The following is a 16,813-nucleotide window of genomic DNA, read 5'->3' as shown; positions in this document are numbered from 1 at the left end:
CCTCTCAAACTACGGGCCTCTACCCTATTGTATCTCCCTCTGCTACTTTCCAACCCTCTTTGATTTCTCTCTTATTCTCTATATAAGCTGAGACTTCCATTTCGCCAATGCCGAACGCAGTCGGAAAATTGCTTTGGAATGGAGCTGCGAGATCCTGGAAGGTGACAGGCTCATCACTTCCGCAATTTCCGACAAGGTCAGTTCTTCGAAGTAAAATAAGGAAACAACAAGACGCTCCTTTTCCGGCAGTTTGTCGATAACAGCAGTCAGCACTTCTTTCATCCCCGTATTCTCTGCGACCTGCTCTGGTCGTAGTGTTACTTCATCAACGATGTACGAATGTCGGGCCGTTTTCTGTTCTTCTTCTTCCCCTACTGTCTCATCAATCGAGATCATCGAAGCCAGTGAAGTTTCATAGAATACCTGTTGCAAGTCTTTTTCGGTGATCCCCAGATAGGAGGATACTTCCTGATCCGTCGGTGAACGAAGCTCTTTTTGCTCCAGCATAGTATAGGCTTCTTCGATTTTTTTTGCCTTATCGCGAACGGTGCGGGGAATCCAGTCATTCTCTCGCAGACCATCAATCATCGCACCGCGAATGCGCCACATCGCATAGGTTTCGAACTGAAGACCACGTGTATGATCAAATTTGGCCAGAGCATCCAGCAAGCCAAATCGGCCATAGCTGATCAAATCGTCCTTGTCGACATTGGTGGGCAGGTTGATGGCGAGCCGGTTGGCTACTTTGTCCACCAGTGGAAGATACTGTGTGACCAGATCTACTTCCGCATCCCGGCTCCCTTCCTCTTTCCACATGACCCACTTATCAAATTGTTTTGCTTTTTCTTGATTGGTTAGCCGTGCCACGATTCAGTCACCAACCTTCATTCATCAGTTAAACGCCTCACGACATTTGAAACGGTGGTGGGATCATACTCTGGAGTGATTCTTCCAATCTGCCCCAGTGCCAGTGGAGTAAACCCTCCATCTTCTGCTAAATCCTGCTCCTCGGCAGTCGAAGAGACGTGCTCTTCGACCACTTCCGCCGGAGCCGTCATCTCATCATGACTCGTGGAAGACCCCATAATTTTTGCAACGAGCCAACGTATCGGGAAAGCGGCAAGAAAGAAAAGAATAAATGCATAGCCAGCTCTTTCCAGGGAAACAAGCCATACATTTCCCGAGAATGCCGTAAAAAAGGTAATGATAGAGGCGAGTGCGCCAAAGCCAATATTCAGCCAAATTGTTCCTATCATAAGCTTATACTTCCTTCACACCTTGATTAACGGTCCGAATTTGCAGCATACCCGTTGTCGAGTCGAACTCGATCGTCCTCCCGCAATTTCCCCCTGTATCCTCGGCAATCACTTTGATTTGCGCCTCTTTTAATGCCAGCTTGCACGCTTCAACATTTCTAGGTCCGATTCTCATGGTGTCACTCTTGCCGAGAAAAGCGAACATTTGCGCGCCTCCTGCAAGCTTGGCAACCAAATTGTACGTGGATGCCCCAGCTATTTTCATCTCCTGGATCAGACGGGGGATTGCGGTATCGGCGTACTTCCCGATCGCAACCTCTCCACCTTTTCCAAGCGAGGATTCCGGCAGCATGACGTGGGCCATGCCGGCAACTTTATGTACCGAGTCAAACAGGACAACTCCGACACATGACCCTAATCCTGTGGTGCGAAGACGATCCGGTGCTTTTGCAACTCCAAGATCCGCCATGCCTATCTTAATAATCTCCATCGAACGGTACTCCTAGTGATCGAAATAGTGTCTTTAAAGATTCTGGATCAGGAATCAGAAAAAAATGACCTTGGACCTGTTCATTCCCTTCAAAGAAAGCAGTATCGATGGTGAGGGCAAAATCCCCTGCTTGTCCGAGCTCGAGTAATCCATAGCTGAGAATGGCCCCGGCCATGTCTACGGCCAATGCAGGAACTGATGGCTGAAGATTGAGATTCGTGAAATCCGCAAGAGAAGACAGGTAGGAACCCGTAAGGATATTCCCGATTTCGTGAAGAGCTGATATTTCCCATTCCGTCCATTCTTCCACACTTTTCACTTCTCCGATGATCTGTTGCAGCACATGCTTGGCGGAATCCATATCCAGGATGAAAAACATGTTCCCCGGACAGTCTCCCTCTACTCTCAGAAAAACGGTGACAACGATCGCTTCCGGACCTCCGACGCAATTGGCCACCTCGTCAAAAGGGATGATGTTCACCTGTGGCACTTTCATATCAATTTCCTTTTGAATCAGCTTGGAAAGAGCCGTCGCCGCGTGACCCGCACCAATGTTGCCAACTTCCCGAAGCACGTCAAATTGAAAATCTCCAAACTTGGCGAAGTATTCCATCCCTTATCCCTCAAAGGAGTCCAGTTGTTTGATTTCCTCGTTGCTCAGGACCTTGTCCAGATTTAAAAGAATTAGCAACCGTTTCTCCAGCTTTGCCACACCGCGCAGATAAGCAGCTTCAACCCCACCGACTACCTCCGGCGGCGGCTCGATTGCAGTTACCGGGATATCAATGACGTCGTTGGCGGCATCTACGATCAGACCTACTTCCAGTTCTCCTACCGCAACAATAATGATCCGGGTTGATTCGCTGTACGCCGTTTCTTCCAGTCCAAAACGGTTGCGCAAATCGATAATGGGCGTTACCACTCCGCGAAGGTTGATCACGCCCTTGACGAAAGCAGGCGTGCGCGGAACACGGGTAATATGCTCCAGTTTTTCAATAGATTTGACCTGATTGACTTCAACTCCGTACTCTTCATCTTTCAAGCGGAAAACGATGACTTTCACTTCTCCGACGATTTCCTTTTGGTCGAGCATACGGCTGCCCCTCCTCTTACTTAATCAATGCGTTGCAATCAATAATCAGCGCTACTTGTCCGTCACCTAGAATCGTGGCTCCCGAGATAGCAAATACATTGACGAGGTATTTGCCCAGCGATTTCAGCACAATCTCTTGCTGGCCGATAAAGGAATCAACCACCAAGCCCGCCATTTTTTCGCCCTTCCGTACAATGACGACAGCGACTTCGTCGTCCTTCTCTACTCCATTGTCCGGGATCTGGAATATCTCTTGCAAGGATACAAGAGGGACCACACGGCCGCGGAAATCAATCACCTTTTGCCGGTGCGCCATCATGATTTGATCTTTGCGGAATACAGCAGTTTCAATAATGGAACTGAGCGGAACTGCATACTTTTCATTTTGAACCTGCACCAGCATCGCAGAAATAATCGAAAGCGTGAGCGGCAATTGAATCAGGAAGGTCGTTCCCTGTCCGCGAACGGAATCCACACTTACGTTTCCGCCGAGGGATTCAATCTTTGTTTTGACTACATCGAGGCCTACGCCGCGTCCGGAAATATCCGAGATGGTGTCCGCTGTACTAAAGCCGGAGGAGAAAAGCAGTTCAAAAATTTGCCGATCGGCCAAGGTCTCCGCTTGTGCTTGAGACACAATCCCGCGCTCAAGCGCTTTCTTCAGCACCTTATCCTTATTGATGCCGGCCCCGTCGTCTTTTACCTCAATAAATACGTGGTTTCCACTGTGGAACGCGCGGAGCTGAATCGTACCTTCCTCTGGTTTCCCTGCCTGTTTCCGTTCTGCAGGCGATTCAACCCCGTGATCGAGCGAATTGCGCAGCAGATGTACCAGTGGGTCGCCGATTTCATCAATAACGGTCCGATCCAACTCTGTTTCGGCACCGTAAATATCCAGATTGACTTTTTTGTTCAGTTCCTTCGCCAGGTCGCGAATCATCCGCGGGAAGCGGTTGAATACCTGCTCGACGGGAACCATCCGCATCGTCAGGATAATATTTTGCAGATCCCCGCTGATCCGGCTCATGTGCTCGACCGTTTCCTGCAGTTCACTTTTGCCTAACTCGCGTGCGAGCTGTTCCAGACGACCACGGTCAATCACCAGCTCACTGAACAGATTCATCAGGACATCCAGTCTTTCAATATCAACCCGAATGGTTTTTCCACCAGCTGTCACTTTTTTCACCGGTGCATTACCGCCCGCCGCTGCCTCCGGCTTTTTCACAGCGCCCTCAGCAGGTGCACTCGCTGCAGCGATCTGCTCTTCTGCCTGTTTGGCTTGTTGCAGGGCTTCTTTCATTTCCACAGGCTCGACGATAACTTCCTGAATTTCAGAAATATTACTGATTGCTTTTTTCACTTTCTCCTGTGGCTCCATCGTGACGAACACCACTTCAAAGGAAAGATCGAAACGCTCATTTTCGAGATCCTGTACGGATGGCGTGGATTTAATAACTTCCCCCATAGACTCCAACTGATCAAAAACCATGTAGGCCCGTGCAGCTTTGAGGAGGCAATTTTCTTGCAGGAGAACTTTAATCCAGAACAGGTTATTGCCCGCTTCCTTGGACTGCTTCAATACAGTCAGCGAAAACTCGTCCAGCTCGTAATCACGATTAGCGGTTTCGTCACCGGAAGTAACAGCCTCTGCTTCCGCCCCAACTACTTCATCCGCCGCAGATGTAGTTGGAGAAAAATCTCCAGCCACAATGGCCCGCAGTTTCGCTACTGGCTGAGAAACGTCTGCGGTGCCGCTTCCGCCTTCCATAATATCCATGACCATGCCTTCGATCAGGTCGACGCTCTGGAAAATGACATCCATGATATCGCTGTTGATTTTCAGCTTGTCGTTACGGATCAGATCAAGCACGTTTTCCGCTTCATGGGTGAGGCTGGCCATATCCTCGAACCCCATCGTAGCAGACATCCCTTTCAACGTATGAGCCGAGCGAAAAATTTCGTTGACGATCTGAATTCTTTCGGGATCGCTCTCCAACACGAGCAGGTTTGCATTGATGGCCTGCAAGTGTTCTTTTGACTCTTCAATAAACATGTCCAAATATTGATTCATGTCCATGGTGATCCACCTCCCAAAATCAGTGCAGCAGTTTACAGAGAGTTTCTGCAATCGAGTGCAATGGTACGACGTTATCGGCGAGGCCCGCCTGAATGGCCGCGCGCGGCATTCCGAACACAACACATGATGATTCGTCTTCGATAATACTCGTCACATGTCCAAGGTCCTTCATCTGTTTCAGGCCTTTCGTCCCATCATTTCCCATGCCTGTCATGATAATTGCCCATTTGTCTACTTTTGTCAATCGGCTAACAGATTCGAAAAGAATGTCGACAGAAGGGCGGTGACCGCCTCGAGGCTCTTGTTGATGAAGCTTTGCCTGCAATCTTCCGTTCACTTGTTGAACTTCAAAATGATAGCCGCCTGGTGCGATGTAGGCCGTCCCGGACTCTAGCCATTCGCCATCCATCACTTCCGTGACGCGGATGGCGCAAAGCGAATCGAGACGTTGTGCCAACGATTTGGTAAATCCCGCGGGCATATGCTGCACAATGGCGATCGGTGCTGGAAATTCAGCGGGCAATGATGTGAGCACGGCCTGCAATGCTTTGGGTCCCCCTGTAGAGGTTCCCAGCACGACCAGCTTCGTCCCATCATTTCTCCCGATCCCTGTTCTGGGAAAAGTGGTGCCAGGGCCATCCGCTTTCACCCACATCTTTGTGTTCATACTGGATGGAGGGACGACGGGTGGCTGTTGTACAAATGGCAGGGTTCCTCTTTTGAATCGGGTCTGCTCCTGCGCTGCCGCTTTTACCCTCTCCACCAACCGATCTCCTACTTTATGTATGTCAAGAGAAATGGGTCCTGAGGGTTTGGTAACAAAATCAAACGCCCCCAACTCCAGAGCACGAATGGTGGCATCCGCCCCGTCCCTGGTGAGACTGCTCAGCATCACGACTGGAACAGGCTGCTGCTTCATCAGCTGCTCGAGTGCCTCCAGTCCATTCATGATCGGCATCTCGATATCGAGAGTGATCACATCGGGCTTTAGCTGCTTTGACTTTTCCAAGCATTCAAGTCCGTTTCTCGCACGATCAATGACTTCAATCTCGGGGTCATCCTGCAGTATGTCTGATATTACCTTCCGCATGAATGCTGAATCATCCGTAACGAGAACCCGAATTTTTTTCATCCGCGATCGCTCCCTTCCGAAATCTAGTTGTCTTATCGAATCAGGCCCTTCAGCTTTGTGAGAAAGCCTTTGAATCCACCTGATGACCCCATGCTCTCATCCGAGCTTCCGAGATATACATCCGCTAGGTTTCTGATGCTCCGGGAAGCTTGCGATTGCGGATAGACAAGAAAATATGGACGCTGCTGCTTGACGGCCTTGGTGACAAGGTGATCATCCATGACATATCCCAGCTTGCTTACATCCATATCGAGAAAACGTTTGGCAACCGCTGCCAATTTTTCTGAGGTCGCCCGTCCTTCCTGATCTGAGGTTGCCCGATTAATGACCAGACGTACTTTTGTCTGCGGGTTCCGGGAGTGAATCATTTTAATGACAGCGTAGGCATCCGTAATGGCCGGCGGCTCCGGTGTTGTCACGAGAATCACTTCATCGGAGGATAGCATGAATCGCAAGGACTCCTGTGAAATGCCTGCACCCGTATCAAAAATGATTGCATCTGCATAACCGTAGAGTGGGTCCAGCTTGTGAAAGAGAAGATCCAGCTTCGCTGTGTCCAATTGGAGAATCTGCGTAAACCCTGAGCCCCCTGCTATAAACTCGAGGTCTCCTGGGCCTTTTTCCAAAATATCCCAAACGCTCGTTTCAGCTTCCAATAAGTGAAGCAGATTGCGCTTGGGAGTGATCCCCATCAACACATCGAGATTGGCCAAGCCCAAATCGACATCAAATAATATGGCTTTATGTCCCCGCTCTCGCAAAGCCAAGGCAAAATTCAGGCTGAAATTGGATTTTCCGACTCCCCCTTTTCCGCTAGTCACCGTCACCAGTCGTGTCTGGCGGGAGGGCTGATTCTGCTGCATTCGCTCCCGGAGCCGTTTTGCTTGGTCATGCATACGATTCATTCTCCCATTATCATGTTGGCGATTAATCGGGGTGACGCTACGACGATGTCGTCAGGCACATTTTGTCCGGTGGTTACATAAGAGATGGATAAGTTCGTTTCCACGGCGACGTTCAGCATGGCACCGTAGGCTTCCGTTTCATCGGCCTTGGTGAAAATGAGCCTTGATACCGGGATGTCTTCAAAATTTTGAATAATGGTTCTCATGTCGCTGTATTTTGCGGTGAGACTCAACACCATAAAATTGAGACTGTTTGTACCTGTGACAACCAGATCGCGAATACCTTGGACATATTCATCATTGCGATAATTGCGTCCAGCGGTATCGACAAAAATCAGATCGCAGCCACTTAGCCGCTCCATTGCTTGCGGAACCTCTTTTGGAGAAAAGACCACTTCAAAGGGAACATTTAAGATGTTGGCATACGTTTTTAATTGTTCGACAGCAGCAATCCTGTACGTATCTGCTGTAATAAAACCGACTTTCCGTTTTTCCTTTAACATGCAGTCCGCCGCCAATTTTGCAATGGTTGTCGTCTTTCCCACCCCTGTGGGGCCGAAGAAAAAGGCATAGCGGACGTCTTTTAGCGGATGCCCCGATTGCTGTTGTACTGCCTTTTCCAGGGCTTTTGTAATCAAAGCTTCGGCTGCACGCAGCGTCTGCGCCTCGTCCCAATCCGGATCGTGATCCATAATCAGTTGCCGGATAAGCTCTGAAGCCGTCTCTCCCGTAACCTCCTGCTGCATGAGACGATTCTGAACTGCCTGAATGGATGGCGGCAGTTGCTGCTTCAGATCGTTGCTGAGCAGCTTCTCAAACATTTGCCGCATACTGCGTACTTCCATCGCCAAATGATCGTTGTTTTCCCGAGGCGCATTCCCGGTACTGTTTCGAGCAGGGGAAGGCTGCTGAGAAGATGGCATACGCACCGCTTCAGGTTTCGGTACAGCTTCGGTACGCAGTTCAGCTTTAGGCTGCAGTACGTCTTTAGACTGCAGCACTGTTTCAGGTTGAGGCACTTCCGCTATGGACGGCTGCGAGAGCTCTTGCTGTCCGGACGTAGCAGCAGGAGCGGGTCTGCTTGTCCGAGCCAGTTCACCGTCCCAGTCTGGGAAAACATCTGCTTCTTCGGCTCGGAACTGAGGCCTGGCAGCAGCGCTTTGGTAAGCCCGTTTGGCATTATTGCTGCTGGTTGCTACTGTCCTTGCGGGAACTTCGCGTGGTTGTTTTGGCGATGAGTTTTTTTGCTTGCTCAACTCCTTCTCATCCACAGCTGCTACAACCTCAATCTGCTGTCTCCCGAACAATCCCAGAAATCCCCCGGTTTTGATCGGTTTGGAGTTGAGAATGACCGCATCCTGCCCCAGATCGACGCGAATCTTGTCAAGTGCTTCCGGCATGGAGTCTACGATGTATCGTTTCACTCTCATGAAATGTTCACCATCCCTACACTTTGCACTTCTACATGAGGTTCAAGCTCGCTGTACGACAAAACAGGGACATCCGGCATCATTCTCTCCATCAGTTGTTTCAGGTACATGCGGACGGCTGGAGAGGAAAGGATGATCGGCTGCTGACCGGAGTTAACCATCCTGCTGACCTCCGTTGACATGGATTGATAAATGCGCTGAGATGTTTCCGGATCGATAGCCAGATAGGTTCCTTGCTCCGTCTGTTCCACGCTATCGGATATGGCCTTCTCCAAACCGGGTCCAGCTGTAATCACGCGAAGCGGTTGTCCTGGCTCGCTGTACTGTAGCGTAATTTGGCGTGACATGGCCTGACGAACGTATTCCGTCAAAACATCGGGATCTCGTGTGTAGGCTGCATGATCGGCCAACGCTTCCAGCACGACAGCCAGATTGCGGATCGACACCTTTTCACGCAGGAGCTTTTGCAGCACCTTTTGGACATCTCCGATTGATAATGTACCTGGAATCAGTTCATCTACCAGTACAGGAGCAACTTCCCTTACATTGTCGATCAATGCGCGTGTCTCTTGACGTCCAAGCAGCTCATGTGCATGTCGCTTGATCACTTCTGTCAGATGCGTCGCTACAACCGATGGCGGATCAACAACGGTGTACCCAGAGAGTTCAGCAATCTCCTTATTCTCTTCTGTTACCCATAAAGCAGGAAGGCCAAACGCAGGTTCAACCGTTTCAATCCCGACAACAGAGTCATCGTCAAATCCCGGACTCATCGCAAGGTAATGGTCGAGCAACAGCTCTCCGGTGGCAATCTGATTGCCTTTGATTTTGATCACGTACTCATTTGGACGGAGTTGAATATTGTCACGAATCCGAATGACGGGTACGACAATCCCCAATTCCAGGGCGATCTGCCTGCGAATCATAATGACGCGGTCAAGCAAATCCCCGCCTTGTTTAGCATCCGCCAAAGGAATCAGCCCGTAGCCAAACTCGAATTCGATCGGGTCGACCTGCAGCAGATTGACCACGCTCTCTGGACTTCGCACCTCGGCCATTTGCTGGTCTTCTTCCGTTTGAACCGTTTCCTCCAGCGCCACTTTCTGAGATTGTGAGGTTTTCCAGCCCGCAAAGCTGAGCAAGCCCGCAATCGGAACTACGGGAAACAAACCGATCGGCGTGAGCAAGCCAAGCAAGAAAATGGCTCCTGCTACGATGTACAGCAGTCGCGGATAGCTGAACATCTGACTGGTAATGTCTTCGCCCAGGCCTTCGCCTGATGTGGCGCGGGTCACGATGATACCTGTCGCAGTGGAAATCAACAGGGCCGGTACCTGGCTGACCAAGGCATCCCCGACGGACATCGTGGTGAATTTGGAAGCCGACTCGGCAAAACTCATGTCGTGGATGACCATCCCGATGATGAAGCCGCCAATGATATTGACTATAAAAATAATGATACCGGCGATGGCGTCACCTTTTACGAATTTGCTGGCACCGTCCATGGCGCCATAGAAATCGGCTTCATCCTCAATCTTCTTCCGGCGCGCTCTGGCTTCCGTATCGGTAATCATCCCAGCATTCAGGTCTGCGTCGATACTCATCTGCTTACCCGGCATAGCATCCAGGGTAAACCTCGCGGCAACCTCGGCAACGCGCTCTGAACCTTTTGTAATCACAATAAATTGAATAATGACGAGAATCAGAAATACCACAAAGCCCACGACCTGATTGCCACCGACTACGAAGCTTCCGAAGGCTTCAATCACCTTGCCCCCCTCGGCATGCGAGAGAATGTTTCGCGTTGTCGAAACGTTCAGGGCCAAGCGAAAAAGCGTCGTAATCAAAAGGACTGTGGGGAAAATGGAGAATTGCAAGGTCTCCCTTGTGTACATGGACACAAGCAAAATGGTTAAGGCAAGGGAGATATTCAGAATCAGAAGCAGGTCTAACAGCTCAGAAGGCAGTGGGATTACCATCATGACAACAATGCTAATCACAAACAGTACCGTGCCCAGTTCTTTAAATTTGAATCCCACCGTTCATCCTCCTTTCATCTTTTTACTTCACTTTCCCTTGCAGTTTGTATACATAGGCGAGAACCTCAGCAACCGCTTTGAACAACTCTTCCGGGATTTGCTGTCCGATCTCAACCTGGCTATGTAGAGCCCTGGCAAGAGGCTTATTTTCCATCGTAATAATCCGGTGCTGCTTGGCGACTTCCTTAATTCTCAGTGCCATGTAATCCTGCCCTTTTGCTATCACCGTGGGGGCATGCATCTCTTTGCTGTCATAGCGGATGGCTACCGCGAAATGCGTTGGGTTGGTGATGACCACATCAGCATTGGGCAATTCCTGCATCATCCGCCTGATCGCCATGCTCCGCTGTCTTTCACGGATTTTCCCTTTAATCAGCGGGTCACCCTCCGACTGTTTGTGTTCATCTTTAATGTCCTGCTTGGACATGCGCAGATTTTTTTCATGATCGTACTTTTGATAGGCGTAATCCATCACAGCTAGTATCAGTAGCAGCATTCCGATGAACAGCCCCAGTTTGGCTGCCTCGGTACCCGCAAAGGAGAGCGTTGCTTCCAAAGGCTGCAGCGAGAGTCTGGACAATTCATTTCGCACGTCCCATAAGATCATGTAAGCGACCAGGATGCCGGTACTGATTTTCAAGAGTGACTTGCAAAGCTCGACCAGGGAACGCAGGCTGAACATTCGCTTGGCACCCTGTATGGGATTTAGCTTTTCCGGCTTAAATCTAATCGTTTCGGTCGTGAACAGCCATCCTACCTGAGCGTAGTTCACAATCAGAGAGACGACAAAAATGGTAGCCAGCACCGGGCCCACAATCTTCGCAATTTCCCAGCCGATCTTCGTCGTGATGACCCCGAGATTTTCCTGGTTGACTTGCCAGGTGCTAAAGGTCAGCAGGGATTCGCGAAACACATTCTGCATGGAATGGAGCATGCTCGCACCGAGCGCCGATAGAACCAGGAACACCGCCATGAGGCCAAAGGCCGGAGACAAGTCAGAACTTTTGACCACCTGTCCTTTTTTGCGCGCATCCTGCCTCTTTTTGGGTGTCGCTTTCTCTGTCTTTTCTCCACTGAAGTACTGGAGATCAACCGGGTACAAAAAGATCATTCTGTTCATCCTGTTCCTCCGAGCAGCTTCATCATCTGAGCGAATGAACGAAACATTTTTTCAAACAAGCTATTGAGCGTCAGGATAAACGCAGGCATAACGACGATTAGCATACTAAAGCTGGCTAATAATTTTATCGGAAGTCCGACAACAAAGATATTAAACTGCGGCACTGATTTGGCGATAATACCAAGAGAGAGGTCAACCAAAAACAGCGAGACCGCGATGGGTGTGGCAATCAAAAAAGCACTCAGAAACATTTCCCGAAACACCTTGACGGCCATCCACATGACCTCTTCGCTCCCGAACGCCGCCCACATCCTATCTAAGGGGATGGCATGATAGCTGGTGACGATCCCTTTGATCAACATGTGATGTCCATTGATGCTAAGGAAATACAGCATGGCGAGAATGTTTTTGAAATGGCCTGTGAGCGGCACGTACGCCCCTGTACGGGGATCGATCACGTTCGCCATCGCAAGGCCCATCTGCATATCCATCATTCCGCCAGCTACTTGAACGGCCACGTAGATCATTTCGCAAATGTAACCAAGAATGAGTCCTACCAGCGCCTCTTTAATGACGTGCAAGATAAAGGTCAAGTCCATGGGGATCGGCCCTTGCACCGTCACCGAGCCAAAGGTGATCACGGCCAAAAAAAGTGCCAAACCAATTTTAAATTGGTTGGGAACACCCCTTACTGAAAAAAACGGGGCTGAAACGAAAAATGCGGTGAGACGAACAAAAACCAGAAGCAACACAGGCAAATGCATCAAAAAGAAATTCATGGTCTATCCGACGAACCGATGGAGATTTCCGAAAATCCCCATGGCAAATTCCAAGATGACTCGAAGCATCCACGGTCCTACCGCCAATATCGTGAGCAAAATCGCTACGATTTTGGGAATAAAAGCAAGTGTCTGCTCCTGGATTTGTGTTGTTGCCTGAAAAATGCTGACGAGCAAGCCAACCAGCAGCCCTACACCCAGCGCTGGAGCAGCAACCAGCAAAACGGTATAGACAGCGCTTTGGGCCACTCTCATGAGTAACTCTTGCGTCATGCTCTCTCCTCCTCGCGTGGGACAATTGTTCCTGGCTAAAAGCTGGTCAGAAGAGACTTGACCACCAAATACCATCCATCGACCATGATAAACAGCAAAATCTTAAACGGAAGCGAGATCATCACAGGCGGGAGCATCATCATCCCCATCCCCATCAAAATACTTGCGATGATCATGTCGATAACCAAAAATGGAATAAAAATCATAAAGCCAATCTGAAATGCGGTTTTCAGTTCACTGATGGCATACGCGGGAACCAAAGCTGTCAATGGAATCTCTTGTACGGTCTTGGGCCGCTCCGCTTTTGAAAACTCCAAAAAGAGTGCCAGATCTTTTTCTCGTGTCTGTTTTGCCATAAATTCCTTGAACGGTACAACCGCAGCCTCAAACGCTTGCTCCTGTGAAAGCTGCCCCTGCATAAAGGGCTGGACGGCTGTCTCATTTACCTTGGCAAAGGTAGGGGCCATGATAAAAAATGTCAAGAACAGCGCCAATGCTATCAACACTTGATTTGGCGGCATTTGCTGCGTTGCCATTGCGTTGCGAACGAATGACAGCACGATGACAATCCTCGTAAAACTTGTCATCAGCAGCAAAATGGCCGGAGCTACAGAGAGAACGGTCAAGATCAGCAACAGTTGGATTGCCGAAGACGTTTCCTGAGGTGTCCCTGAACCACCACCGATTTTCAGGTCGACGGTAGGAATCAACGGCGTATTGATTGGTGCCGCTGCCGCTATTTCAGGTACCACCAGCAAAGCAAGCAGAATCACGAGCAACTGGAATCCTTGTTTCATTTTAAATCCCCTCTGTCCTTACCTTGCTCATCCATCCACCGCGTGTTTTGTTCCGGGCGCTGAGCGACTTGTCCCCATTGATTACGAAGCATTTCCTCAAACGAACGTCCTTGTGCATCTGACATTTGGAGGTACTCATCGGATTTTTGCTTCTTTCGTCCCAGAGGCAACCACTGCCACAGGGAAGGATTGGCAGCCTTCATCTCAGTTTCCGAAAGGATCAAATCTGCTTCCTCACCGGCCGGAATATGGTGCAGCAGTTGCACATTATCCCCAACGCCCAGCACATAAAGCGATTCTCCAATCATCACCACTTGTACGGATTTTCCGTTTCCCAGCGGCGTTACACTGATCACTTTAACCGGTCCTTGTACCATGCTCATGCCTGCCTGTCGCTTTGACAAAAAGCGCAGCAATCCATAGATCAAGACCAAAATCAGCCCGAGAGAAAAAATAACCTGGAGCAAATACCCCCACATACTGCCGGAGTCGCCTCCAACAATGGGCGCCGGTTCCGCTGGACCGGCAGGCCCATCTGATGTCAGCGTGCCGTTATTCAAAGCGTCAGCGACAGAGCCGCCTTCAGCCATAACATGAACCGGAAGGGAAGCGACGAACAACAATAGCAGGCAGCACATCCAGACGAGCCGCACCCTTGTATTCCGGAGTTTCATCATTAGCTTAGCGTCTTTTTGATCGCTTCCAAAACGCGATCTGCCTGGAATGGCTTCACGATAAAATCTTTTGCGCCTGCTTGGATGGCGTCAATAACCATGGCCTGTTGTCCCATAGCAGAACACATGATGACACGCGCATTTGGATCCAGCTTTTTGATTTCTTTCAGCGCTGTGATGCCATCCATTTCTGGCATGGTGATATCCATGGTAACAAGATCAGGTCCCAGTTCCTTGTATTTTTCTACGGCTTGTGCACCGTCGCTTGCTTCACCGACGACACTGAAACCGTTTTTGGACAAAATTTCCTTGATCATCATGCGCATGAATGCGGCGTCATCTACGATGAGAACTTTGTTAGACATGGATAAGCTCCTCCTTAAATTTCCCTTTGTTATTGCAATTTCGATACGCGATCGATCGGACTGATGATGTCAATGACCCGGACACCGAAGTTTTCATCGATTACGACGACTTCACCCTTGGCGATCAGCTTGTTGTTGACAAGAATGTCTACATGTTCTCCAGCAAGCTTGTCCAATTGAATGATGGACCCCGCTGAAAGGTCAAGAATATCTTTGATCAGTTTCTTGGTTCGGCCCAATTCCACTGTCACCTGAAGCGGAATATCCAGAAGCAGGTTCAAGTTTTGTTCGTCTGGTACAGTCATCATACCGGCTCCAAACGGTGAGAATTGAGCTGCTTTTACGTTGGCCATGTTCATGGATTGCCCCCCAAAATGCTGTGGTGCTGGTGGTGCTGGCGGCGCAGCGTATTGCGGCGGGTATGGCGATCCGTATTGTGGTGGATATGGATATTGTCCGTACCCATCTGGATACATCGGCGGTGCCGGGTAGCCCATCGGAGGCGCATATCCAGGCGCTGGCGCTTGCTGTGGCTGGCCTGTGTGATGCATATCGGCAGCAGCGGCGGGTGCACTCGTGGGAGCAGAGGGTTCAGGCTGCGGAGCCGGTTGGCTTGGAGCTGTCGAAACAGCAACCTCTGGCATTTCGACAGTCTCTGTAATCTCGCTGATATCGGCCACGCCTGTCAGTCTGTTGATCATGTCCTTCGCAAAAGAAAGCGGCAAAAGCTGCATGATATTGGAATCAATCAACTCTCCCTGCTCTCCTACCTTCAGGCGGAACGAAACTTTTACCAGAGGGGTATCATCCTCTGTGAAGCTGTCTCCTCCTTTGCCCTGAGCGAGATCCATGACATCAATCCCTGGAGGCGAGATATTCACCAATTGATTGAAAATCGTTGACATGGAAGTGGCGGCTGAGCCCATCATCTGATTCATAGCTTCCTGTACCGCACTGATGTGCAGTTCGGACATCTCTGTACTGCCCGGTCTTCCGTCTCCGCCCATCATCAGGTCCGCAACGACGGCTGCGTCTTCCATCCGTATGACCAAAAGGTTTACACCTTTAAAACCGTCTGTATATTCCACATGAACTGCGACATGCGGCATAGGAAATTCTTTTTCCAACTCGCTGACTTGAACCATCGAGACAGTCGGGGTCGTGATGTCTACCTTCTGACTCAATAAAGTCGAGAGGGCTGTCGCTGCGCTTCCAAAAGAGATGTTTCCAATCTCACCGAGAGCATCTTGTTCAAACGCTGACAAGAAATCGGATACGTCCGGCGTGCTGGCTTGTTCTGATTCTTCTTCCACCAAATTATTTGCACGAAGCAGCGCGTCAATCTCATCTTGAGAAAGCATATCTCTACTCATTATTTTCCTCCCCTTCCTCAAGGACTTCGTCGATCTGCACCGCAACACGCCCTTTTTGCGTGCCCGGCTGTCCCAGGAACTTCAGTTGATTTCCCACTTTGATTTTCAACTTGTTCTCCACGAGATGATCCAGTTGTATCACATCACCTGGCTGTAGCTGAAGAAAATCTCCAACCGTTATTTGAGCTGTTCCGAGCTCTGCGATGATCGGCAGGCTTGCCGATTTTACCCGCTCTTCAACTCTGAGTCGCTCCTCTTCATCCCGCGTTTTTTTCTGTTTGGAAAACCAGTACTGTCCGGACAGCTTCGACATGATCGGCTCCAACACAACATGCGGCAAGCACAGATTAATCATACCCGTGGTATCGCCGATTTTGGTACTGAATGAGATAACGGCCACGATCTCGTTTGGTGAAACAATTTGCATGAACTGCGGGTTCATTTCCAACCCTTCCAAATAAGGGTCCAGCTCAATAATTTGTTTCCACGCTTCATGGAAGGTATCCAGGGCTTTTCCGAAAATACGCTCCATCACGGTTGTCTCAATCTCTGTCAGTGCCCCCATCTTGTCCGGAATGATCCCTTGACCGCCAAGGAGGCGATCCAGCATCGTATAGGCGATGTTGGGGTTTACCTCCAACACCATGCGCCCTTCAAGAGGCGGTGCCTCAAAAATGTTTAGGATCGTCATTTTCGGGATCGAGCGGATAAACTCGTCATATGGTAGTTGATCGACGGAGGCAACTGTTATTTGCACGAAGGTACGAAGCTGAGCTGAAAAGTATGTGGTTAACAGACGTGCGTAGTTTTCGTGAATTCGCGTCAAACCACGGATCTGATCCTTGGAAAATCTCAGTGCTCGTTTAAAGTCGTATACTTTAACCCGTCGTTCAGTCTCTTCTTTTTTCAGCTCGTTGGCATCCATCTCTCCAGATGAGAGTGCTGCCAACAACGCGTCAATCTCACTTTGTGAGAGAACCTCGGCCATCTGTCGTCACCTCCCTGCTATG

At 49.8% G+C, this 16,813-nt stretch carries 18 protein-coding genes; all 18 read right to left on the bottom strand.

All coding sequences use genetic code 11. The features are described 5' to 3' along the window. Positions 1-78: 78 nt before the first annotated feature. The 18 genes from NDK47_RS12010 to fliM are packed head-to-tail and all read right to left on the bottom strand — an operon-like array spanning position 79 to position 16,791. Entirely contained in the window at positions 79-867 is a 789-nt protein-coding gene (locus tag NDK47_RS12010) for a FliA/WhiG family RNA polymerase sigma factor (RefSeq protein WP_251875096.1), read from the bottom strand. Positions 868-884: 17 nt separating this feature from the next. After that, positions 885-1,256, bottom strand: a complete 372-nt coding sequence (locus tag NDK47_RS12005) for a hypothetical protein (protein ID WP_251875094.1) — start codon at positions 1,254-1,256, stop codon at positions 885-887. Positions 1,257-1,260: 4 nt separating this feature from the next. Continuing rightward, a complete protein-coding gene (locus NDK47_RS12000; protein WP_251875093.1) occupies positions 1,261-1,746 on the bottom strand; it encodes a chemotaxis protein CheD in 486 nt (161 codons plus the stop codon). Next, positions 1,733-2,359, bottom strand: coding sequence for a chemotaxis protein CheC (locus NDK47_RS11995; RefSeq protein WP_251875091.1), 627 nt, complete (start codon positions 2,357-2,359; stop codon positions 1,733-1,735). Before NDK47_RS11995 ends, NDK47_RS12000 begins: the two co-directional genes overlap by 14 nt. Before the next feature lie 3 nt (positions 2,360-2,362). Further along, complete coding sequence (locus tag NDK47_RS11990; RefSeq protein WP_251875089.1) at positions 2,363-2,839, bottom strand: chemotaxis protein CheW; 477 nt, start codon at positions 2,837-2,839, stop codon at positions 2,363-2,365. Between the two features lie 16 nt (positions 2,840-2,855). Next, positions 2,856-4,916 carry a chemotaxis protein CheA gene (locus NDK47_RS11985; protein ID WP_251875087.1) on the bottom strand — a complete coding sequence of 687 codons (2,061 nt, stop codon included), beginning with the start codon at positions 4,914-4,916 and terminating at the stop codon, positions 2,856-2,858. A 19-nt stretch (positions 4,917-4,935) separates the two neighbouring features. Further along, positions 4,936-6,048 (bottom strand): protein-glutamate methylesterase/protein-glutamine glutaminase, encoded by a 1,113-nt coding sequence (locus NDK47_RS11980; protein ID WP_251875085.1) that lies wholly within the window; start codon positions 6,046-6,048, stop codon positions 4,936-4,938. 32 nt (positions 6,049-6,080) lie between these two features. After that, complete coding sequence (locus tag NDK47_RS11975) at positions 6,081-6,944, bottom strand: MinD/ParA family protein (RefSeq protein WP_251875083.1); 864 nt, start codon at positions 6,942-6,944, stop codon at positions 6,081-6,083. Positions 6,945-6,949: 5 nt separating this feature from the next. Beyond that, the gene (flhF, locus tag NDK47_RS11970) at positions 6,950-8,383 is read right to left on the bottom strand and encodes a flagellar biosynthesis GTPase FlhF (RefSeq protein ID WP_251875081.1); all 1,434 of its coding nucleotides are present in this window, start codon (positions 8,381-8,383) and stop codon (positions 6,950-6,952) included. Next, positions 8,380-10,422 carry a flagellar biosynthesis protein FlhA gene (gene flhA / locus NDK47_RS11965; protein ID WP_251875079.1) on the bottom strand — a complete coding sequence of 681 codons (2,043 nt, stop codon included), beginning with the start codon at positions 10,420-10,422 and terminating at the stop codon, positions 8,380-8,382. The genes flhF and flhA overlap by 4 nt, the downstream gene beginning before the upstream one ends. Before the next feature lie 22 nt (positions 10,423-10,444). Continuing rightward, positions 10,445-11,542 carry a flagellar biosynthesis protein FlhB gene (flhB, locus tag NDK47_RS11960; RefSeq protein WP_251875077.1) on the bottom strand — a complete coding sequence of 366 codons (1,098 nt, stop codon included), beginning with the start codon at positions 11,540-11,542 and terminating at the stop codon, positions 10,445-10,447. Beyond that, the gene (fliR, locus tag NDK47_RS11955; protein WP_251875075.1) at positions 11,539-12,321 is read right to left on the bottom strand and encodes a flagellar biosynthetic protein FliR; all 783 of its coding nucleotides are present in this window, start codon (positions 12,319-12,321) and stop codon (positions 11,539-11,541) included. The genes flhB and fliR overlap by 4 nt, the downstream gene beginning before the upstream one ends. 3 nt (positions 12,322-12,324) lie before the next feature. Continuing rightward, on the bottom strand, positions 12,325-12,594 hold the full coding sequence (gene fliQ, locus NDK47_RS11950) for a flagellar biosynthesis protein FliQ (protein ID WP_251875073.1): 270 nt from the start codon (positions 12,592-12,594) through the stop codon (positions 12,325-12,327). Positions 12,595-12,629: 35 nt separating this feature from the next. Next, on the bottom strand, positions 12,630-13,391 hold the full coding sequence (fliP, locus tag NDK47_RS11945; RefSeq protein ID WP_251875071.1) for a flagellar type III secretion system pore protein FliP: 762 nt from the start codon (positions 13,389-13,391) through the stop codon (positions 12,630-12,632). Next, positions 13,388-14,068 carry a flagellar biosynthetic protein FliO gene (locus NDK47_RS11940; protein WP_251875069.1) on the bottom strand — a complete coding sequence of 227 codons (681 nt, stop codon included), beginning with the start codon at positions 14,066-14,068 and terminating at the stop codon, positions 13,388-13,390. Before NDK47_RS11940 ends, fliP begins: the two co-directional genes overlap by 4 nt. Beyond that, entirely contained in the window at positions 14,068-14,430 is a 363-nt protein-coding gene (locus NDK47_RS11935) for a response regulator (protein ID WP_251875067.1), read from the bottom strand. The genes NDK47_RS11940 and NDK47_RS11935 overlap by 1 nt, the downstream gene beginning before the upstream one ends. 29 nt (positions 14,431-14,459) lie before the next feature. Further along, positions 14,460-15,803, bottom strand: a complete 1,344-nt coding sequence (gene fliY / locus NDK47_RS11930) for a flagellar motor switch phosphatase FliY (protein WP_251875065.1) — start codon at positions 15,801-15,803, stop codon at positions 14,460-14,462. Continuing rightward, the gene (fliM, locus tag NDK47_RS11925) at positions 15,796-16,791 is read right to left on the bottom strand and encodes a flagellar motor switch protein FliM (RefSeq protein WP_251875063.1); all 996 of its coding nucleotides are present in this window, start codon (positions 16,789-16,791) and stop codon (positions 15,796-15,798) included. Before fliM ends, fliY begins: the two co-directional genes overlap by 8 nt. Between the last annotated feature and the right edge of the window lie 22 nt (positions 16,792-16,813).

Origin of the sequence: Brevibacillus ruminantium (assembly GCF_023746555.1) — a bacterium.
GTDB classification, from domain to species: domain Bacteria; phylum Bacillota; class Bacilli; order Brevibacillales; family Brevibacillaceae; genus Brevibacillus; species Brevibacillus ruminantium.
Note: the sequence above shows the minus strand (reverse complement) of the source record. Positions and strands in the feature narration are given on the sequence as shown.